Genomic DNA, 21,763 nt, shown 5'->3' with positions numbered 1-21,763 from the left:
CGTAGCAAAAAAACATTATTTGTTTATATTTGCTTAACACCACTAAATACAACGTTTTGAAAAGAATCCTGCCTATATTCTCCTATATCTTTCATCCGATTTTTATATCGATGTACGCCACCTTATTTTATCTTTTCTTCAAACACGATCTCTTTAGTACTCAGGAAAAATATTATGTGCTGCTTCAAATCCTCATCATCACTATTTTAGTACCCATATTGTTTTATCTTTTACTACGTTCGACGGGGCGTGTGAATTCTATTATGATTCACGAAACTTCACAACGCAAAATCCCCCTGATTTTACAGTGTTTTTTGTATATTTTACTGGTAAAACGAAGCATCGTCATTAGCCGTTATCCTGAATTGCATTTCTTTTTTCTGGGCGCTTTATTCAGTACCATTCTGGCTCTGATTTGCTCGCTGTTCAAAATAAAAGCAAGCTTACACATGATGGCCCTTAGCGGATTCACCATTTTTGTGATTGGGCTGAACACACATCTTCAATTGCAAAATCCTTATTGGAGTGCTTTCCTGATTTTAATGACGGGAATTGTCGCTTCATCACGCTTAGAAATGGAAGCCCATTCTCCTAATGAGTTAGTGATTGGAACTTTTATTGGAATTTTACCGCAGTTATTGTTTCTGAATTTGTGGCTATAAAATGTAGAAAATCAATCCCGCATTCAGCGTTCTTACATTAATGTTTTGTCCTGAAACCGTTGTTACATTTTTAAACAAAGGATTTAGTCCATAATTGAGGTAAAGATTCCAGGTATTATAACCAACAGCCAGATATACGCTATACTGAAGCTTGTTTATATCAGGATTGTTCGAAATTTTATGAGACTCTTCTCCAGTGTCTAAAAGAGACTTATTAGAAAAAATATAGCTTAGTTTAAATCCTCCGTAAATCCTCCAGAATCTATAACTTTCGTAGGTCGAATTTCTCCAACGAAATTCTATCGGAAGATCAACCATATACTGTTTATATCGGTTTGATTTGATATCATTATAATCAGTTACTTCATAAGTCAACACACCATCTGCACCTTTAGCAATCGTCAGGTTCTGGTTATAATTTTGATAACTCAATCCCAAACCCGTTGCAATGGCAACCGTTCTGCTTTTATTGATTGGCATATCACGCAGAAAACCGGTAGAAAGTCCGACAGAGAATTTATTTTGTTTAAGTCCTTGTGGAACCTGGGTCAGAAGATTATAAGTAACTGAGAAATAAAACTGATCTTCCCGATACAATGAATCTATTTTAACAACAGGCTTCACTTCCGGCTTGACCTCCGGCTTTACTTCCTGAGCAAAAGAATTAAAAAACGATACTAAAAACAAACAGCTAAATAGTAGTCGCATATCGTATTTTGGTTTTAAAGAGTTTTTCAAGTAAACGTTTTTTAGGGTAGTTTTATTTCAATTACAAATATAATATAATGCCAGTTCAGGATACCATTTGAATGTAATTATTCGCTTTTCGATCCAAAAAAAATGCCTTTTCTAAACTTTTTTCAATGAATCGTTAACAGAATCTAAAAAATAAATCTATTTTTCTTCTATCTTTTATACCTTTGTGTGTGATGAAAAGAAAACAACTCATATTAAGTGTTTCTTTGGTTCTGATGATATTGTTCTCAATATTCTTTCAGTCCATACACAGTTATGAGCATATTGTAAAGCAGCTTTCAGAAAAACAATGCCACCACGACTATAATGATCCAAGTGGCGAAATAACGCATCAGCACCATAATTATGACTTATGTTATGTTTGTCATTTTGCTTTTGGCAGTTATATTGTTCCAGAAGAAATTGCGCTTCAGTTTCACCATTTCGATAACGAAATTCCGTACTTCTTTACTCTTTCAGAAAGATTATTTTCGTTTTCAGAGAGCGCCTATTTACTAAGGGGGCCTCCGCAAGCTATGGTTGCCTAAATTTCGTAATACACGAAATAAATTTAAACTCTTTTTAATCTAATTCTAAAAAATTGGTGAATTTCCCCATCCTGAAACTTTCAGGTTCGGCAGGTTGTACCGTTGATTTTAGTTTCAGATTGCAAGACAAATTCAATTAACTATAGCATCATTTTCAAATGAAAAAACTAATATTGGCCCTTATTTTAGGGTTTACGGGCATTCTTTCTGCTCAAAATTCGGTATCGGGAACTGTTATCGATCTTCAAAACAAACCCTTAGCCGGCGTATCTGTTTATGCAGCTGAACTACACAAAGGAACAACAACAGATGAAAACGGAAAATACGATTTTAAGAATCTTCCAAACGGTAGTTTCCGACTTTCTTTTACTCTTATCGGTTATACTACACAAAGCAAGACCATTTCTAAACTATTAAAAGAAAACACTCTAGACATTACACTTACGGAATCTGTTTTTGAAATGGATGAAGTTGTGGTTTCAACTCCTTTCAACAAATTGCAATCGCAAAACGTAATGAAAGTAGAACATGAAAGCATTAAAACATTACAACAAAAAGGAACTTCAACTTTAATCGAAGGTCTGGCAACTATTCCGGGAGTTTCTCAAATTTCTACGGGAACTTCTATTGGAAAACCGGTTATTAGAGGTTTAAGCGGAAATCGTGTTTTAGTGTACTCGCAAGGAGTTCGTATCGAAAATCAACAATTTGGAGACGAACATGGCCTGGGACTTAATGATGCCGGAATAGAAAGTGTCGAAGTAATCAAAGGGCCTGCTTCTTTATTATACGGATCTGATGCTTTAGGTGGTGTTTTGTATTTTAATCCTGAAAAATTTGCCGACGCAAATACCTTCAAGGCTAATTTTAGTCAAAAATACTTCACCAATACACAGGGAAGTAACTCTTCTATTGGCTTAAAAACTTCAACAGACAACTGGAAATTCTTAGCCAGAGGAAGCTTCAACACTCATTCTGATTATAAAATTGCCGACGGTGATCGTGTAACCAATACCCGCTATAATGAAACCGATTTTAAAACCGGAGTTGGATACAGCAACTCTAGTTTCTCAAGTGTTTTGCGTTACAATTACAACAAGCTCGACATTGGTATTCCCGAAGAAGGAATCGCAGAGCAGTCATCAAGCAAAAACACATTGTTCCCAAGACAAGGAATCTTCAACCATTTATTGAGTTTGAACAATGTGATCTTTTTTCAAAACTCTAAACTGGACGTTGATTTAGGCTACATTGCGAATGACAGAAGTGAATTTGAAGACAGTAATGTTGCTGCACTTCATATGAAACTGAATACTTTTAATTACAATGCCAAATATCATTTTCCAAAATTCGGTAAAATTGAAACGATTGTTGGTGTTCAGGGAATGCATCAGACTAATAAAAATTCCGGGGAAGAATATTTAATTCCAAATGCGACTACAAATGATTTTGGTGCTTTTGGAACTGCAAATTACGAATGGAATAATAATGTTTTACAAGCCGGATTACGTTTTGACAATCGAAAAGTAACTTCTGAAGCTCACGGTACCGAAGGTGAAGAAGGTTATTTTCTGCCTTTAGACCGTTCCTTTGATAGTTTTAATGCTTCTTTGGGATATAAAACCAAACTTGCAGAACCTTTAACACTGAGACTGAATGTAGCAACAGGTTTCAGAGCGCCAAACTTAGCCGAGCTTACTTCAAACGGGGTTCACGAAGGAACGAACCGTTATGAAGTTGGAAATTCTAATTTAAAAAATGAGCAAAACGTTCAAACCGATTTAAACTTAGAATATAAAAACACACACTTTGAGTTTTTCATCAACGGATTTTACAATCATGTGAACAACTACATTTACACTTCACCAACAGGCGAAGTACGTGATAACAACGATGTTTTTGCTTATGTTCAGAATGACGCCAAATTATACGGAGGTGAAGCAGGTTTACACTTCCACCCTCATCCGCTGGACTGGCTGCATTTTGAAACCAGTTTTGAAACGGTAACGGGTAAAAAACAAAACAATGATTACCTGCCTTTAATTCCTGCTAATAACTGGAATAATACATTACGAACTGAATTCAAAATCAAAAATTGGTTTGAGGAAGGTTATGCTTCTCTAAATGTTTCTTCTACTTTTAGCCAAAATAATGTAAGCGGTTTTGAAACTGCTTCAAAAGGATATACTTTAGTGAATTTAGGTTTTGGTGGAACAGTAAAACTGGGTAAACATGCTTTCGATGTTAACCTAAACGGAAACAATTTATTGGATAAAAAATATATTGCTCACCTGTCAAGATTAAAAACGGACGGTATACCAAACATAGGACGAAATATTGTTCTTGGAGTTAACTTCAATCTGTAACATTTTTAAACCCTATACGACATATAGCTAAGATTAGTTAATACCTGACTAAGCAAGCTTGTACGCCTTATATGGTTTAACTTTTTATCATTATTATTTCACAACAAAAATGCTATTTTTGCTACAATCGTTAAACAAAAATTATGAAAAAAACATTTCTTCTAATGGCAATCACAACTGCAGGAATTTCGTTCGGGCAAGGCAAAATTCAGTATCCCCAAACTAAAAAAGGCGAAACGGTTGATGTGTATTTTGACACTAAAGTAAACGACCCGTATCGTTGGCTTGAAGACGATAAGTCGGCTGAAACTGGAGCCTGGGTAAAGGCTCAAAATGAGGTAACTTATGGTTATTTAGACAAAATTCCATTCCGCAATGAACTTAAAAAGCGCATGGAAAAACTATGGAACTATGAAAAGATCAGTGCTCCATTTGTAGAAGGAAAATTTACTTACTATTCTAAAAACAACGGACTTCAGAATCAATCTGTAGTTTATAGAAAAGGGAAAGACGGTAAAGAAGAGGTTTTTCTAGATCCGAATACTTTTTCTAAAGACGGCACGACTTCTCTTGGAGGATTAAACTTCTCTAAAGACGGATCAAAAGCAGCTTATGCTATTTCTGAAGGAGGAAGCGACTGGAGAAAAGTAATCATTATTGATGCTATCACTAAAAAAGTTCTGGAAGACACCATCGTTGATGTAAAATTCAGCGGAGTTTCATGGCATGGAAATACCGGTTTTTATTACTCCAGTTATGATAAGCCAAAAGGAAGTGAACTATCTGCAAAAACCGATCAGCATAAATTGTATTTCCACAAACTGGGAACTTCTCAAAAAGAAGACAAAGTTATCTACGGAGCTGATCAAAAACGCAGATATATTGGCGGATATGTTACAGAAGACGACAAATATCTGGTAATTTCTGCAGCCAATTCTACTTACGGAAATGAGTTGTTCATCAAAGATTTAACGAAACCTAATAGTCCGATTGTAACGATTGTAGACAATTTCAACAGCAGCAATCAGATTATCGAGAATGAAGGAACTAAATTATTTATCGATACAGACTTAAATGCACCAAACTCACGTGTAGTTACTGTTGATATCAGCAATCCAAAACCGGAAAACTGGAAAGATTTTATCAAAGAAACTAAGGACATCCTATCCCCTACAACCGGTGGAGGATTCTTCTTTGCCAATTATACCAAAGATGCAGTTTCATTTATACAACAATACGATTACAGCGGAAAACTAATCCGTGAAATCAAACTTCCTGCAGTAGGTAGTGCCGGTGGATTTGGAGCCAAAAAAGAGGATAAAACATTATATTACAGCTTTACCAATTACACGACTCCCGGAACGATCTATTCATTTGAACCAAAATCAGGTAAATCTGAAATCTACCAAAAACCAAAAGTTGATTTTAAAAGCGAGGATTACGAATCAAAACAAGTGTTCTATACTTCAAAAGACGGAACAAAAATCCCAATGATCATCACTTACAAAAAAGGATTAAAATTAGACGGCAAAAACCCAACTATTCTTTATGGATACGGCGGATTCAACGTTAGCTTAACTCCTAGTTTCAGTATTGCAAATGCCGTTTGGTTAGAAAACGGAGGCGTTTATGCTGTTGCCAATTTAAGAGGTGGCGGTGAATACGGTAAAAAATGGCACGATGCCGGAACTAAATTGCAAAAACAAAATGTATTTGACGATTTTATTGCGGCTGGCGAATATTTAATTGCACAAAAATATACTTCTTCAGACTTCCTTGCTATTCGCGGAGGTTCTAACGGGGGTTTATTAGTGGGTGCGACTATGACACAGCGTCCTGATTTAATGAAAGTTGCTTTACCAGCCGTTGGTGTAATGGACATGTTACGTTACCATACTTTTACTGCCGGTGCAGGTTGGGCTTACGATTACGGAACAGCACAGGATAACAAAGAAATGTTTGAATACCTAAAAGGTTACTCACCAGTACAAAACGTAAAAAAAGACGTTAAGTACCCTGCAACTATGGTAACTACCGGTGATCATGATGACCGTGTGGTTCCTGCACACAGTTTTAAATTTGCGGCTGAGCTGCAAGAGAAACAAACAGGAGAAAATCCGGTATTAATTCGTATTGACGTAAAAGCAGGTCACGGTGCAGGAAAATCTGTTGCCGCAACTATCCAGGAGAATGTAGATGTTCAAGCGTTTACACTTTACAATATGGGCTTTAAAGCTTTACCAAAAAAGTAATACTTTATGCTAAATTTTTTAGCCACGAATTCACGAATTATTTTGTGAGTTCGTGGCTTTATTTTTTTGTCACAGATTAAAAAGATTAATATAATTTTTAATCTGTGAGAATCATATTAATCTGTGGCAAACTTTCTAAATTTGAAAAACTAAAATCTAAAACATGAAAATTGTAAAATGGGGAATTATAGGTTGCGGAAATGTAACGGAAGTTAAAAGCGGTCCTGCTTTTCAGAAAGCTTCAAATTCAGCTTTAGTTGCTGTTATGAGAAGGGATGCAGCTCTTGCCGAAGATTATGCCAAACGTCATAATGTTCCGAAATGGTACTCCAACGCCATCGATTTAATTAATGATCCTGAAGTTGATGCCGTTTATATTGCTACACCCCCATCTTCTCATAAAGAATACACTATTTTATGTGCCAAGGCCGGGAAACCTGTCTACGTAGAGAAACCAATGGCTTTAAATTTTGAAGAATGCAACGAAATGATCAGCGTTTGTAAAGAACACAATGTGCCTTTATTTGTTGCTTATTACAGAAGAAGCCTTCCAAGATTCCTGAAGATAAAAGAACTTATAGAACAAGGTAAAATAGGAACTGTCAGACATGTAAATTGTGTTTTATACCATCCATTTGAGAAGCGTTACGACGACGAAATCAATTTACCCTGGACGGTTTTACCACACATTTCCGGTGGCGGAATATTTGTCGATTTGGCTTGCCACACCTTAGATTTTCTTGATTTTGTATTTGGCCCGATTAAATCAGTCCGCGGGCATGCGAGTTCACAGCTCAAAGCTTATCCGGCAGAAGATTCGGTTTCGATGTCATTTTTATTCGAAAACGGAATCCACGGAACCGGTTTATGGAATTTTGCCAGTTTTGAGCGTTACGACAATACTGATATTGTAGGCGATAAAGGTAAAATTTCGTTCTCTACATTCGGTAATGACCCAATTCATATTCAGTATGCAAATGGTGAAAAAGAAAGTATTACGATCGAAAATCCGCTTCACATTCAATTACCACTTGTTGAAACTGTTGTTGCTGAAATTTTAGGCAAGGACGGTTTCTCACCATCAAAAGGAACCTCTGCTGCCAGAACAACCTGGGTTATCGATGAAGTTTTGAAAGAATTTAGAAACTCTAGATAAAGAGCAAGCCCATTTTGTTTCACGCAGATCCTGCAGATTTTGCAGATTTTTTCCTGCGATCATTAGTCTTGACCTCAATATTGTCATTTCGACTGAAAGGAGACTCGAGCGATAGCGAACAGGCGAAGCTAATCACATTAGCAGATCGACAAAGATTGGCGACTTTCAACGCGGAGTTTCTTTGCGGAATTGTTTGTGCGATCTCCTTTCAGTCGAAATGACAGGGAACAAAAAAAGAGGATATTCATTTCGAATATCCTCTTTTTCTAAAAACTAAAACTATATAAAATTATAAGCTGTATTTAAGACCTAAAGTCAATCCTAAACCTGAAATTCCAACATAAGAACTTAATTCGTTCATTGGTTTAGTAGAATCGTACCCTGATGGATTATACTCCTTATTATTAGAGTTTCCGTCTAAACGATCTACATATTTAGTATGAGTTGCAGAATATGAAGCAGCTCTGAAAGCAGTTGTTTCATTTAATTTATCTACACCATTTTCAGTATATATTGTAGTTTCTTTAGTCTTTCCGTGTACTGTAAAGTTACGGTATTCCAATTCTGCGAAAGCAGAAATATGTTTCCCTAATTTATAAGAGGTACCTAAAGATGCCATAAATCCGATTGTTGGATTTGGTTTAACTACATCTTTTGAGAAAGCATTTGTTGAAGCAACTTGATTGGCTCCTACAAACGTCGTATACTGTCTATCCGTTTTAATATCCAATGTACCATGAACAGGAACAATAACTCCTACTTTAGTGTATGGTTCAAAACCATGAGCTTCTCCTAAAAACATCACGATTGCTGGTGCTAAATCAAAAGCTTTAATTTCTCCATTCGCTGTAAAACTTACATAAGTAGCTGCCGGACTAGTAGCTGGATTATATGAAATAAGTCTGTTAGTCGTTTGTGACATGGTTTTTTCATTACTTACATAGTAGTTAGCTGACATCTCAACTCCTAAACGTGCTGAGAATCTATAACCTGCAGTAATTCCACTTCTGAAACCTTGTCCAAAAGACCCAGTAACACTTTCTCTAGATGCCAATTTATTATTTGCTAAAGTACCTGCATAAACATCTCTGTTTGGCAATTGACCTCCAACGACAGGAAATTCTGTAGAAGCAGTTTGGTTGAAGTAAGACGCACCCAATTTAAAATACCAGCTTTCCGGTTTATCTGCTTTTTCTGTTTGCGCCATTGTGGCCATAGAGCAAACTAATAACCCTAATAAAAATAGGTTCTTTTTCATAATTTTGATTTAATTAATTTTTACAAACATAGATTATTTTAACATAATCTTCTGGTTTGCGTTGTTAGACTTGGAACGAAATCGTTGTAATTTTGAGCAATATTACTAAAAAACTATTATGCATGCATAATTTTAACGTAAAAAAAATACATTCTTTTAAATTTTAACTGTTAAAATCTAATTTAACTTAAAATTCACCTGCATTTTTTCCAATTCTATCAATAGCTCTGTTGAGATTTTTATTTTTAACCTGCGGCTTGGCATCGTTAATTTGTTTACCACCTTAATTTCCTCAACTTCATTTACTTCCTGAATCTTTGTTTCCTCTATTCCATCATCTTCCCTGTCATTTTCTTCTTCAAAAGTAGATTCTTCAAAATCTTTTGGCGTTTCTACCTCAACCAATCTCTTTACTTTTTCCAATTCCATGATCTCAAAAGTCACTGAATTGTCTCCTTTATTCTCACTAAACAAATGGCTTAACCTATGAATAAAATCTGTCTGAAGGTCTTTTATGTTTAACAGCAAAATCAGCTTTTTGGCAAAAGCTTCCAAGATATCCTGCAATTGCCTGATTTCAACAAATTGCATTCTTGGATCCGATTTCTTACCGGTGTCATGATTTACCCAACCGTCTTTTATCAATATTTTGATGAATGCAAAATTATTCTGAATTAAGAAATGGCGGAATTTTAAATACTCTTCCCCAAAAATCTTGAACTCATAACTTTCATCATACCCCTCTAAGTTAAAAACTGCCCAGCCTTTTCCGTTTTTAGCCACACGATGCTGAACATTGTTTATGATTCCGGCAAAATTCAGATTTTTACCCACAAACTCGTTCATACTTTTCAAGGATTCCAATTTGTTATTGCAGAAATATTTCATCTCAAATCTGAAATCGTCCAAAGGATGTCCTGAAATATAGATTCCAACTACTTCTTTTTCCTTCGCCAGTTTTTCCATGGTACTCCAGTCTTCACAAGGAGGTACGACAGGTTCAGCAATCTGTACTTCGCTGGTTTCTCCGAACAAACTTACCTGTGAGGAGTTTTCATTTTCCTGAAACTTCGATCCGTAACGCATCGCTTTTTCGTAGAATGTAATTCCATCTCCCTCATCGTGGAAATATTGTGCTCTGGTTGTTCCTTCAAAAGAATCAAACCCCCCTGCTAATGCTAAATTTTCAATCGCTTTTTTGTTAGCTGCACGCAAATCAATTCGCTTGGCCAAGTCAAAAATCGATTTATATCTTCCGTCTTTTCTATTTTCTACAATTGTCTCTACGGCTCCGGAACCTACTCCTTTGATTGCTCCCATTCCAAAACGAACGGCATAATCATCATTAACAGTAAATTTATAGTACGATTCATTTACATCCGGCCCCAAAACCTGTAAGCCCATACGTTTACATTCTTCCATAAAGAAGGAAACCTGTTTGATATCGTTCATGTTATTCGAAAGTACCGCAGCCATATACTCTGCCGGATAATGTGCTTTCAAATAAGCCGTTTGGTAAGCAATCCAGGCATAACAAGTCGAGTGTGATTTGTTGAAGGCGTAACTCGCAAAGGCTTCCCAGTCTTTCCAGATTTTCTCCAAAACTTTTGCATCATGGCCTTTTTGCGCTGCTTGTTCCACAAACTTCGGCTTCATTTTATCCAGTACGTCTTTTTGTTTCTTACCCATCGCTTTACGCAAAACGTCGGCCTCACCCTTTGTAAATCCTGCCAAAGACTGAGACAAAAGCATTACCTGCTCCTGATAAACTGTAATTCCGTAGGTTTCTGATAAATATTCGGCACAGGCATCCAAATCGTATTTGATTTCCTCGTCACCGTTTTTTCTTCGAACGAAAGACGGAATATACTCCAAAGGTCCCGGACGATACAATGCGTTCATGGCAATTAAATCTCCAAAAACCGTTGGCTTTAGATCTTTCATATATTTCTGCATCCCGGGCGACTCGTATTGGAAGATTCCAACCGTTTCACCTCTTTGGAAAAGCGCATACGTTTCTTCGTCATCAATCGGAAAAGTATCAGGATCCAGATCAATGTTCGTTCTGTATTTTACCAGTTTTACTGTATCTTTTATCAGTGTAAGGGTCTTCAGACCCAAGAAGTCCATTTTCAGCAATCCGGCACTTTCTGCAACCGAGTTATCAAACTGAGTTACATATAAATCCGAATCTTTTGCGGTGGTAACAGGAACATAATTCGTAATATCCGAAGGTGTAATGATTACCCCACAGGCGTGAATACCAGTATTACGCATCGATCCTTCAAGGATTTTTGCCTGCTGAATGGTTTCTCCCGCCAAATCATCTTCATTGGCAATAGCGATTAACTCTTTTACATTATCAAATTCGTCCGAACGAAGTGCTTTTTTAACCTCGTCTTCACTCTCAGAAATAAAACGTGCCAAATTCCATTTGGACGGCATCATTCCCGGAATCAGTTTTGCAATTCTGTCTGCTTCAAATAATGGTAAATCCAATACACGAGCCGTATCACGAATTGCCGATTTGGTTGCCATTTTACCATACGTGATAATCTGTGCCACCTGTTTTTGACCGTATTTGTTGATTACATAATCCATTACACGTCCACGCCCCTCGTCATCAAAGTCGATATCAATATCGGGCATCGATACACGGTCAGGATTTAGGAAACGCTCAAAAAGTAAATCGTATTTAATGGGGTCAATGTTCGTAATTCCGAGACAATACGCAACGGCTGAACCCGCTGCAGATCCACGGCCGGGACCTACCGATACGTCCATTTTTCTAGCCTCGGCAATGAAATCCTGTACGATCAAAAAGTAACCCGGATATCCTGAATTTGAAATCGTTAATAATTCAAAATCCAAACGTTCCTGAATCGATTCGGTTATTACGCCATATCTTCTTTCGGCTCCTCGCATTGTAAGGTCTCGCAAGTAAGCATTTTCACCACGAACACCATTATCCTTTTCATCTTCCGGATCAACAAATTCTTCTGGAATATCAAATTTAGGAAGCAATACATCACGATAAAGCGAATATCCTTCAACCTTATCAATAATTTCCTGAATATTGATAATGGCTTCCGGCAAATCGGCAAAGAGTTTTTTCATCTCCTCTTGCGACTTGAAATAATATTCCTGATTTGGAAGTCCGTAGCGGTAACCTCGCCCACGACCAATTGGTGTTGCCTGCTTTTCACCGTCTTTTACACACAATAGAATGTCGTGCGCATTGGCGTCTTCTTTATTTAAATAATAAGTATTGTTAGTAGCAATTAACTTTACATCGTGTTTTTTAGAAAACTCAATCAGAGTTTTGTTGACACGATTCTCATCTTCCTGATTGTGGCGCATTACTTCCAGATAGAAATCTTCACCAAATTGTTCTTTCCACCAAATCAAAGCTTCTTCAGCTTGATTTTCACCAATGTTCAGAATTTTACTCGGAATTTCTCCGTATAAATTCCCGGACAAAACCATGATATCACCTTTATATTGCTCTACAATGGCACGGTCAATTCTCGGAACATAATAAAAACCTTCCGTATAGGCAATCGAAGCCATTTTGGCCAAATTGTGATAACCTGCTTTATTTTTAGCCAATAAAACAACTTGGTAACCATTATCTTTTTTGCTTTTGTCTAAGTGATTTTCACAGATATTAAATTCACAGCCTACAATTGGTTTTACTTCGGTTTCAGTCGGTTCTTCTCCAGCTTCAACCAAGGCTTTATTTTTTCCTGAAGCTGCTTTATTATGGTTCATAACGGCGCTCACAAAATGGAAAGCCCCCATCATGTTTCCGGTATCCGTCATAGCCACGGACGGCATTCCGTTTTTGGCTGCAGCCGAAACAATATTTCCAATTCCGATAGTAGATTGAAGTACCGAAAACTGTGTATGATTGTGCAAATGCGCATATTTTGCCGCTTTAAAATCTTCTCTGTCTGAATGCGAAATGGTAGGTTCTTGTCCAACAGACTCTAAAGCCTTTAACTGCTCTCTAATCTTGTCAGAAGCAGCCTTTAAATTGATGTGTTTTAATCCGATTAACGGAAACTCCTGTGGATTTCTACTTTGGAATTCCTTAAAATAATCCTTTGGAACATCCAATTCTTCTTTGGTAAAAACCTCTCTTCTGATTAACTCCAGAAAACAACGCGTAGTTGCCTCAACGTCGGCAGTTGCGTTGTGGGCTTCTGCAAAAGGTTTATTAAAAAGATATTCGTGTAATTCTGTTAACGTTGGCAATTTGAATCTTCCTCCACGTCCACCCGGAAGCTTTAACAACGAAGCGGTAACTTCTGTACAAGTATCCAAAACCGGCATCGAACTCATAGGAGAGTCCACTCCCATTCTATGGAATTCAGCCCCCATAATATTGACGTCGAAACCTAAGTTCTGACCCACAATAAATTTGGTTTTACTTAAAGCGATATTGAATTTCTCCAAAACCTCGGCCAGCGTGATTCCATCGGCTTCAGCCAATTCTGTCGAAATTCCGTGAATACGCTCGGCATCGTACGGAATATTAAATCCATCAGGCTTAACCAGATAATCCTGATGCTCTATGAGCTGCCCCATTTCGTCATGGAGCTGCCATGCGATCTGAATACAGCGAGGCCAGTTATCAGAATCGGTTATCGGAGCATCCCATCGTTTTGGTAATCCGGTGGTTTCAGTATCGAATATTAAGTACATAGGTATAAAAAGACAAATTTAAAATTCCAAATTCTACGTTCCGCATCACATAAACAACTGATTATATGAATCATAAGAAAAGTTGAGATACAAAATTGAGGAAGTTCAAATTTAGTCTTTTTTTTAGAGAAAGAATGCAGGTTTTTATCAACACCGCTCAATATTTTTTATTCTTTACCATTCACAAAAACCATCAGCGAAATTGCCAAATACGGAATGTCCTTTAAAATAAAAAAATCGGTTACAGGAAATCCTTCCACCATTTTAAAAACACCCGGAGTGGTCGCCAGAAAACTCAATGTGGTCACAAATATAACCGCTGATGCAAAGCCTGCATAAAAACCAATTCTTCTTAAAAACAAAGAAGCCAGTAAACCAATCCCCGTTAACACTTCAAAAATCCCAATAAGATTTGAAACCTGCTGAACCGACATTACTTTATACATCCAGCCCATAGCAAAATGATTTTCGACCAATTCTTTTATTGCTCCGGCTTCCACTGCTGTAAACTTAAAAAGTCCTACCCAAAGCAAAATAATTACAGTTCCCAAAACTCCCAGTTTGTACGCAAATTCATTTAAATTCATAACATTATTTTTAAAATTAGATTGTTCAAAATTAGCACTAGCTTTTAAAAGCAAATGTCAGATACCCGTCATTATCCGTCAATTTCTCCACAAGCAATCCTCTACTTCTTCATTTAATTTCATTCTAAAAAAGAAAAAAATACGCTTCTTGGATGTCGTATTATTTCCAGTAAAAAAACACAAATACATATTCCTCCTCAAGGCGTCAAAGTACGCTTAAAAAGTGTTTTTATCTGAGATCACAAAAACTTAAAAAGGAATTCAAAATCAATAAAAATCGCCTTTTTTGTTGATTTTATTACATTTTTCAACCCTAAAACCTATATTTTATGGTGATTTCAAGGCAAATCCATCAACTGCTAAAATTCAAAGCTACACTCTGGAAATTAACTTCGGAAAGAAAAACAATACTGATCTGCCATTCTTTTTGCGGCCAAAAACAGATTTTTCAAAAGCCAATCGCAATTCGTATTTTTAGTTTGGGTATCGTATATAATGAAATATTGAAATTGACCACTTTTTAGCTTTTTTTAATTTTGCTTTCCTATTATATATAAGCAGAAATTGCTGTGGTTATAGAAATTACAATTAAAAAAACAAAACAATGAGTAAGACATTATTTGACAAAGTATGGGATTCACATGTAGTGCGTAAAATTGAAGATGGACCAGATGTGTTTTTTATTGACCGCCATTTTATTCACGAAGTTACAAGTCCCGTTGCTTTTCTAGGATTAAAAGCCAGAGGCGTTTCCGTTTTATATCCGGAGCGTACTTTTGCAACTGCAGACCACAATACTCCAACTATTAACCAACACCTGCCAGTACAAGATGCTCTGTCCGCCAATCAGCTGAAAGCACTTGAAGACAACGCCAATGAATACGGAATTTCACACTGGGGACTAGGACACATTAAAAATGGAATTGTACACGTAGTGGGTCCTGAAAACGGAATTACTTTGCCAGGTGCTACTATTGTTTGCGGAGATTCACACACCTCTACTCACGGTGCTTTTGGAGCGATTGCTTTTGGTATCGGAACTTCTGAGGTTGAGATGGTTCTTTCTACGCAATGTATCATGCAGCCAAAACCAAAAAAAATGCGTATCAACGTAAACGGTCAGTTAAGCAAAGGAGTTGGACCAAAAGATGTTGCACTTTACATTATCGCTCAGTTAACGACTTCAGGCGGAACCGGTTATTTTGTTGAATACGCCGGAGATGTTTTCGAAAATATGACCATGGAGGGCCGTATGACGGTTTGTAACCTAAGTATTGAAATGGGTGCCCGAGGCGGGATGATCGCTCCGGATCAGACTACTTTTGATTTCCTTGAAGGAAGATTATTCACTCCAAAAGGAGAAGCATGGAACAAAGCGGTTGCCTACTGGAAAACCCTAAAAACGGATCCTGATGCTGTTTTTGATGCCGAACTGAACATCAATGCTTCTGATATCGAACCAATGATTACTTATGGTACTAACCCGGGAATGGGAATTGGTATCTCAAAACATATCCCAAATGCAAAAGAAGTTGAAGGTGGTGAGGAAACTTACAAAAAATCTTTGGCTTACATGGGCTTTAAAGAAGACGATGTAATGATTGGAAAGCCAATTGACTATGTTTTCTTAGGAAGTTGTACCAATGGGCGTATTGAAGACTTCAGAGCTTTTGCCGAGATTGTTAAAGGAAGAAAAAAAGCTGACAATGTAACGGCTTGGCTAGTTCCCGGTTCTCACGTTGTTGAAGCTCAAATTAAAGAAGAAGGTATTTTAGATATTCTTACGGATGCTGGTTTTGTATTACGTCAGCCTGGTTGCTCTGCATGTCTGGCTATGAACGACGATAAAGTTCCTGCCGGAAAATATGCAGTAAGTACCTCCAACAGAAATTTTGAAGGTCGTCAGGGCCCAGGTTCCAGAACATTATTAGCAAGTCCGATTATGGCTGCCGCAGCTGCTGTTACCGGAAAACTAACAGACCCAAGAGAATTATTTTAATTCTTGCTGTAAGCTTTAAGCAATAGGCTTTAAGCTTTAATCAGATTATAAAAAAAGGCTTACTGCCTGAAGCAAATAAAAAAACAAAACGCTGTGCAAAAAGCTTAAAGCATACAGCTTATAGCCTAAAGCAGAAAAACAGCCTAAAGCAGAAAAAAATGGCATACGATAAATTCAACATACTTACCAGCAGTGCGGTGCCACTGCCAATTGAAAACGTAGACACCGATCAAATCATTCCGGCTCGTTTTCTAAAAGCTACAAAACGTGAAGGTTTTGGAGACAATTTGTTTAGAGACTGGAGATACAACGGAGACGATACTCCAAAAACTGACTTCGTTTTAAACGATTCAACTTATAGTGGAAAAATTCTGGTTGGAGGAAAAAACTTCGGCTCAGGATCTTCGAGAGAGCACGCTGCCTGGGCAGTTTACGATTACGGTTTCAGAGCTGTCGTTTCAAGCTTCTTTGCAGATATCTTCAAAGGAAACTGTTTAAATATTGGAGTTCTTCCGGTTCAGGTAAGCCCTGAATTTGCCGAAACCATTTTCAAAGCTATCGAGGCTGATCCTAAAACAGAACTGGAAATCAATTTACCGAATCAAACGATTACCTTATTGTCGACAGGCCAGCAGGAATCATTTGCCATTAACGGATACAAAAAGAACAACATGATTAATGGCTTTGACGACATTGATTATTTACAAAACATTAAAGAAGACATTGTTGCTTTTGCTGACAAACTTCCTTATTAAAAAATCAGGTTCAGTCCTATGAGACCCGGCAGGTTTTTTTTAAAATCTGTCGGGTCTTATAACTTAAACAAAACCAGACAACACAACAACAATCTATTTGTATAAAGGAATTTGGAAAATCAATATGGAAAAAAGAAAAATTGAAATAATGGATACGACACTCCGTGATGGCGAACAAACCTCGGGAGTATCATTTTCTGCTGCAGAAAAACTGACCATTGCACAATTACTGTTGGAGGAATTAAATATTGACCGAATCGAAATTGCCTCTGCACGTGTAAGCGAAGGAGAATTTCAGGCCGTAAAAAGCATTACTACCTGGGCAACCGAAAAAGAATACATCAATCGTATTGAAGTTCTTGCCTTTGTAGACGGCGGCGTTTCGATAGAATGGATGAAAAAAGCTGGTGCAAGAGTTCAAAATTTATTGACCAAAGGCTCCCTAAATCATCTCACTCATCAATTAAAAAAAACACCTGAACAGCACTTTTCTGAAATCGCACACATCATAAGTTTAGCCCGGGAGAATGATATTGAAACCAATGTTTACCTGGAAGACTGGAGTAACGGAATGCGAAATTCTCCTGACTATGTTTTTCAATTTCTGGATTTTCTATCCACTCAGCCTGTTAAACGAATTTTGCTTCCGGATACTTTAGGTGTGCTAATTCCGTCCCTGACTTTTGAGTTTATTTCAAAAATCAGAGCCCGATATCCTAAAATTCATTTTGATTTCCATGCTCATAACGACTACGACCTAAGCGTTGCCAATGTTATGGAAGCCATAAAAGCCGGTATCAACGGACTTCATGTAACCGTAAACGGAATGGGTGAACGTGCAGGAAATGCGCCCTTAGAAAGCACAGTGGCCGTGATAAACGATTACCTGCCTGAAGTGAGCATCAACATTAAGGAAACTTCTTTGTACACCGTAAGTAAACTGGTAGAAACTTTTACTGGCTACAGAATTCCTGCCAACAAACCGATTGTGGGAGACAATGTTTTCACACAAACTGCCGGAATTCATGCCGACGGAGACAATAAAAACAATCTGTATTTTAATGATTTACTTCCGGAACGCTTTGGAAGAAAACGAAAATATGCTTTAGGAAAAACTTCAGGAAAAGCCAATATCGAAAAGAATCTTCAGGAATTAGGCTTAAAATTGAATCAGGAAGATTTGAAATTGGTCACACAAAGAATCATCGAACTGGGAGACAAAAAAGAGACGGTAACCAAAGAAGATCTCCCGTACATTATTTCTGATGTTCTGGACAGCCATACTTACGAAGAAAGAATAAAAATTGAATCCTATATATTAGTTCACTCAAAAGGAATGCGTCCATCAACGACTTTATGCTTAAAATTCGGCGATGAAATTATCGAAGAAAATGCTCAGGGTGATGGTCAGTTTGACGCTTTTATGAATGCTTTATCCAAAATTTATAAAAACAAAAAACTAACACTTCCCAAATTAATTGACTATGCCGTAAGAATCCCTCCCGGAAGCAGCTCTGATGCTTTGTGCGAAACCATCATCACCTGGGTCAACAACGGAAAAGAATTTAAAACGAGAGGATTAGATTCTGACCAGACCGTTGCAGCGATTATTGCAACTCAAAAAATGCTTAATATAGTTACTTGATAAAAGGTGCTAAGTTGCTAAGATTCTAAGGTACTGAGAAAAAAAACCAGAATTCAAGCAACTCAGAACCTGAGAACAAACAACAACATCAAGTTACTAAATGTGCTAATTAGAAAAAATCTTAGAACCTTAGCAACTCAGAATCTTAGAACCTTAAATAACACCCATAGAATGAAATTAAACATAGCCCTTTTAGCAGGAGACGGAATTGGTCCTGAGGTAATAAACGAAGCGGTAAAAGTATCTGATGCTATTGCAAAAAAATTCAATCACGAAATAACATGGACACCTGCCTTAACCGGAGCATGCGCAATTGACGCCGTTGGAGTTCCTTATCCTGATGAAACTCACGAAATATGCATGAAAGCCGATGCTGTTTTATTTGGCGCAATCGGTCATCCAAAATATGATAATGATCCAAGTGCGCCGGTACGTCCGGAACAGGGTTTATTACTCATGCGTAAAAAATTAGGATTGTTTGCGAATGTACGCCCAACCTTCACTTTTCCATCCTTAATTGATAATTCTCCTTTAAAAAGAGAAAGAATCGAAGGTACTGATCTGGTTTTCTTAAGAGAACTGACAGGAGGGATTTACTTTGGGGAAAAAGGAAGAAAAGATAATGGCGACACAGCATTTGACAATTGTGTTTATACCAGAGCTGAAGTACAACGTCTGGCAAAAAAAGGCTTTGAACTAGCCATGACCCGCAGCAAAAAATTATGCTGTGTTGACAAGGCGAACGTTCTGGAAACTTCGCGTTTATGGAGAGAAACAGTACAGGCAATGGAAAAAGACTATCCGGAAGTTACCGTATCTTACGAGTTTGTAGATGCCGTTGCCATGCGATTGGTTCAATGGCCTAATTCTTATGACGTTCTAATTACCGAGAATTTATTTGGAGATATTTTAACTGATGAAGCTTCTGTAATCTCGGGCTCTATGGGATTAATGCCTTCTGCTTCTGTTGGAGAACACACTTCTCTTTACGAACCAATTCATGGATCTTACCCACAAGCTACAGGATTGAATATCGCAAATCCGCTGGCTACTATTTTATCAGCTGCCATGATGTTTGAAGATGCTTTTGGATTAAAAGACGAAGCCGAAGCCATTAGAGCAGTTGTAAACCAATCCTTAGAACAGGGAATTGTTACCGAAGATTTGGCTTCAAAGGGTACTAAAGCTTATAAAACCAGTGAAGTTGGAGACTGGCTTGTAGCTAACTTATAGTTTTTTTTAGTTTCAGGTTTCAAGTTTCACGTTCCAACAACCTGAAACCTGAAACAAAAAAAAACGTGAAACAAAAAAAAGGGATCAACGCAAGTTGATCCCTTTTATATATTTAGAAAAAAATATTAATATCCTCCTCTGTTACCACCACGGTCATTTCCACCACGGTTGTTTCCGTAACCTCCGCGAGAATCACCTCCACGGTTGTTATTGAAGCTTCTTCTTTCACCTTCAGGTTTTGGTTCAGATTTATTAACAACAATTGTACGACCTTGAACAGTAGCTCCGTTCAATTCATCAATTGCTTTTTGAGCCTCGCTGTCGTTTGGCATCTCAACGAAACCAAATCCTTTGCTTCTTCCAGTAAATTTATCAGTAATAATTTTAACTGAATCTACTGCTCCGTAAGCCTCGAAAGACTCTCTTAAATCTGCTTCCTCAATACTGAATGGAAGGCTTCCAACAAAAATGTTCATATGTACTTATTTATAATAATGTAGCAAATGTAACTTTATTTTTCTGTAATCTACTATATATTAGTTTATTTATGTTTTTATTTTGATTTAAAAAAACAGATATCAATAAAACCAAACCATCGCAAATTAAAACTCTAATTTTCAAATGTTGCCGAAATTGGAATTTTGTAAAAAACACCTTCAGTAAAACTAATTTTTGGTTTTTCGAGATCCTTTTCATCCTCATTCAAAGCAGTAAACTTAAACGTCCCTGAGATCGTTTTGTTCTCGGCATTATATTCGGTAATCACAATTTGCCCATCCCCTTTATTTGCACCTGTAGAAAACCGGGATGGCGACGTCGATTGTGTATTTAAGTAAGTTGCCGTCGTTACATTGTCACGCCCCAGAATGTAGGTTTGTGCTGTTGGCTCCGGAACTTTTAAAATTACTTTTTCAAATCCAAGATCGCCCACAATAACAAAACCGCTGTTCGTAACACTGGAAGCATTATAGTTTACAGCACGCCAAAACACATTTTCCTTTAAGCTTTGGAAGGCCGGATTATTGAATTTTATATCTTCAGAACAAGCAGAAACAATAAAAAGCAGTAATACTAAAGAAATTATTTTTTTCATATCACAGTAAATTTGAGGCAAAAATAACCTCAATTAAGATAATTATTTAAAAAATGAAGTTAAAAAGGACATAAATGCCTCAGAAATACACCTGAAATACATTTAATATGATTTCGAACGTATAATTCATAAAAAAATTATATCTTTGCGCCCTTAATTAACAGGGGTCGAGTACCTCAAAATTTAATCATACGATTATGTCAGTAAAAATTAGATTACAAAGACACGGTAAAAAAGGAAAACCTTTTTACTGGGTTGTAGCTGCAGATGCACGCTCAAAAAGAGATGGTAAATACTTAGAGAAAATCGGTACTTACAATCCAAACACAAACCCGGCAACTATCGACTTAAACCTTGATAGTGCAGTTAAATGGTTACACAATGGTGCTCAACCAACTGATACTGCTAGAGCAATTCTTTCTTACAAAGGTGCTTTATTGAAACACCACCTTGATGGAGGTATCCGTAAAGGAGCTTTAACTCAAGAGCAAGCTGACGCTAAATTAGCTGCTTGGTTAGAAGCTAAAGCTGGAAAAGTTGATGCTAAAAAAGATGGTTTATCAAAAGCGCAAGCTGATGTTAAAGCTAAAGCTTTAAAAGCAGAACAAGAAGTTAACGCTAAACGTTTAGCTGCTGCTGCTCAAGCTGAAGCTGACGCAATTGCTGCTGCTACTGCTGCTGAGGCTACAGAAGAAGTTGCTGAAGTTGAAGCTTCAACTGAAGAAACTGCTACTGAAGAGAATAACGAAACAACTGAAGCATAATTT

16 protein-coding genes are annotated in these 21,763 nt (G+C 37.2%); 10 read left to right on the top strand and 6 right to left on the bottom strand.

Going from position 1 to position 21,763, the window contains the following annotated elements; translation table 11 throughout:
- Window positions 1-56: 56 nt before the first annotated feature.
- Window positions 57-662, top strand: a complete 606-nt coding sequence (locus C245_RS0100795; protein ID WP_026109783.1) for a hypothetical protein — start codon at window positions 57-59, stop codon at window positions 660-662.
- Here C245_RS0100795 and C245_RS0100790 read toward each other — a convergent pair.
- Window positions 657-1,370 (bottom strand): porin family protein, encoded by a 714-nt coding sequence (locus tag C245_RS0100790; protein ID WP_026109782.1) that lies wholly within the window; start codon window positions 1,368-1,370, stop codon window positions 657-659. The two genes, C245_RS0100795 and C245_RS0100790, sit on opposite strands and share 6 nt — an antisense overlap.
- 221 nt (window positions 1,371-1,591) lie before the next feature.
- Between C245_RS0100790 and C245_RS0100785 the strand changes: the two genes are divergently transcribed.
- The 4 genes from C245_RS0100785 to C245_RS0100770 all read left to right on the top strand — a co-directional run bounded on the left by C245_RS0100785 (window position 1,592) and on the right by C245_RS0100770 (window position 7,719).
- Window positions 1,592-1,945 carry a hypothetical protein gene (locus C245_RS0100785; protein ID WP_017494683.1) on the top strand — a complete coding sequence of 118 codons (354 nt, stop codon included), beginning with the start codon at window positions 1,592-1,594 and terminating at the stop codon, window positions 1,943-1,945.
- 158 nt (window positions 1,946-2,103) lie between these two features.
- A complete protein-coding gene (locus C245_RS0100780; RefSeq protein WP_017494682.1) occupies window positions 2,104-4,311 on the top strand; it encodes a TonB-dependent receptor in 2,208 nt (735 codons plus the stop codon).
- A gap of 143 nt (window positions 4,312-4,454) precedes the next feature.
- Window positions 4,455-6,563, top strand: coding sequence for a prolyl oligopeptidase family protein (locus C245_RS0100775; RefSeq protein WP_017494681.1), 2,109 nt, complete (start codon window positions 4,455-4,457; stop codon window positions 6,561-6,563).
- Between the two features lie 163 nt (window positions 6,564-6,726).
- Window positions 6,727-7,719, top strand: coding sequence for a Gfo/Idh/MocA family protein (locus C245_RS0100770; protein ID WP_017494680.1), 993 nt, complete (start codon window positions 6,727-6,729; stop codon window positions 7,717-7,719).
- 289 nt (window positions 7,720-8,008) lie between these two features.
- Here C245_RS0100770 and C245_RS0100765 read toward each other — a convergent pair whose 3' ends face one another.
- The 3 genes from C245_RS0100765 to C245_RS0100755 all read right to left on the bottom strand — a co-directional run bounded on the left by C245_RS0100765 (window position 8,009) and on the right by C245_RS0100755 (window position 14,271).
- On the bottom strand, window positions 8,009-8,977 hold the full coding sequence (locus C245_RS0100765; protein ID WP_026109781.1) for an outer membrane beta-barrel protein: 969 nt from the start codon (window positions 8,975-8,977) through the stop codon (window positions 8,009-8,011).
- A 177-nt stretch (window positions 8,978-9,154) separates the two neighbouring features.
- Window positions 9,155-13,684 carry a DNA polymerase III subunit alpha gene (gene dnaE, locus C245_RS0100760; RefSeq protein WP_017494678.1) on the bottom strand — a complete coding sequence of 1,510 codons (4,530 nt, stop codon included), beginning with the start codon at window positions 13,682-13,684 and terminating at the stop codon, window positions 9,155-9,157.
- Window positions 13,685-13,851: 167 nt separating this feature from the next.
- A complete protein-coding gene (locus C245_RS0100755; protein ID WP_017494677.1) occupies window positions 13,852-14,271 on the bottom strand; it encodes a DUF417 family protein in 420 nt (139 codons plus the stop codon).
- Window positions 14,272-14,875: 604 nt separating this feature from the next.
- Here C245_RS0100755 and leuC point away from each other — a divergent pair.
- From leuC to leuB, 4 genes are all read left to right on the top strand, one after another.
- Entirely contained in the window at window positions 14,876-16,270 is a 1,395-nt protein-coding gene (gene leuC, locus C245_RS0100745; RefSeq protein ID WP_017494675.1) for a 3-isopropylmalate dehydratase large subunit, read from the top strand.
- A gap of 158 nt (window positions 16,271-16,428) precedes the next feature.
- Window positions 16,429-17,025, top strand: coding sequence for a 3-isopropylmalate dehydratase small subunit (leuD, locus tag C245_RS0100740; RefSeq protein WP_017494674.1), 597 nt, complete (start codon window positions 16,429-16,431; stop codon window positions 17,023-17,025).
- A 124-nt stretch (window positions 17,026-17,149) separates the two neighbouring features.
- Window positions 17,150-18,670, top strand: a complete 1,521-nt coding sequence (locus tag C245_RS0100735; RefSeq protein WP_017494673.1) for an alpha-isopropylmalate synthase regulatory domain-containing protein — start codon at window positions 17,150-17,152, stop codon at window positions 18,668-18,670.
- A gap of 171 nt (window positions 18,671-18,841) precedes the next feature.
- Window positions 18,842-19,903: a 3-isopropylmalate dehydrogenase gene (gene leuB, locus C245_RS0100730; RefSeq protein WP_017494672.1), complete on the top strand. Its 1,062-nt coding sequence runs from the start codon at window positions 18,842-18,844 to the stop codon at window positions 19,901-19,903.
- Window positions 19,904-20,028: 125 nt separating this feature from the next.
- Here the strand turns inward: leuB and C245_RS0100725 are convergent, their stop codons facing one another.
- Window positions 20,029-20,379: an RNA-binding protein gene (locus C245_RS0100725; protein ID WP_017494671.1), complete on the bottom strand. Its 351-nt coding sequence runs from the start codon at window positions 20,377-20,379 to the stop codon at window positions 20,029-20,031.
- Window positions 20,380-20,513: 134 nt separating this feature from the next.
- Window positions 20,514-20,996, bottom strand: a complete 483-nt coding sequence (locus tag C245_RS0100720; RefSeq protein ID WP_017494670.1) for a DUF6252 family protein — start codon at window positions 20,994-20,996, stop codon at window positions 20,514-20,516.
- A 197-nt stretch (window positions 20,997-21,193) separates the two neighbouring features.
- Here C245_RS0100720 and C245_RS0100715 point away from each other — a divergent pair, with 197 nt between their 5' ends.
- Window positions 21,194-21,760 carry a 30S ribosomal protein S16 gene (locus C245_RS0100715; protein WP_017494669.1) on the top strand — a complete coding sequence of 189 codons (567 nt, stop codon included), beginning with the start codon at window positions 21,194-21,196 and terminating at the stop codon, window positions 21,758-21,760.
- Window positions 21,761-21,763: the final 3 nt, after the last annotated feature.

It is taken from the genome of Flavobacterium sp. WG21, from assembly GCF_000335775.1.
Lineage (GTDB): Bacteria > Bacteroidota > Bacteroidia > Flavobacteriales > Flavobacteriaceae > Flavobacterium > Flavobacterium tructae.
The sequence above is the reverse complement of the archived record's forward strand: the minus strand, read 5'-3'. Positions and strand labels throughout refer to the sequence as shown.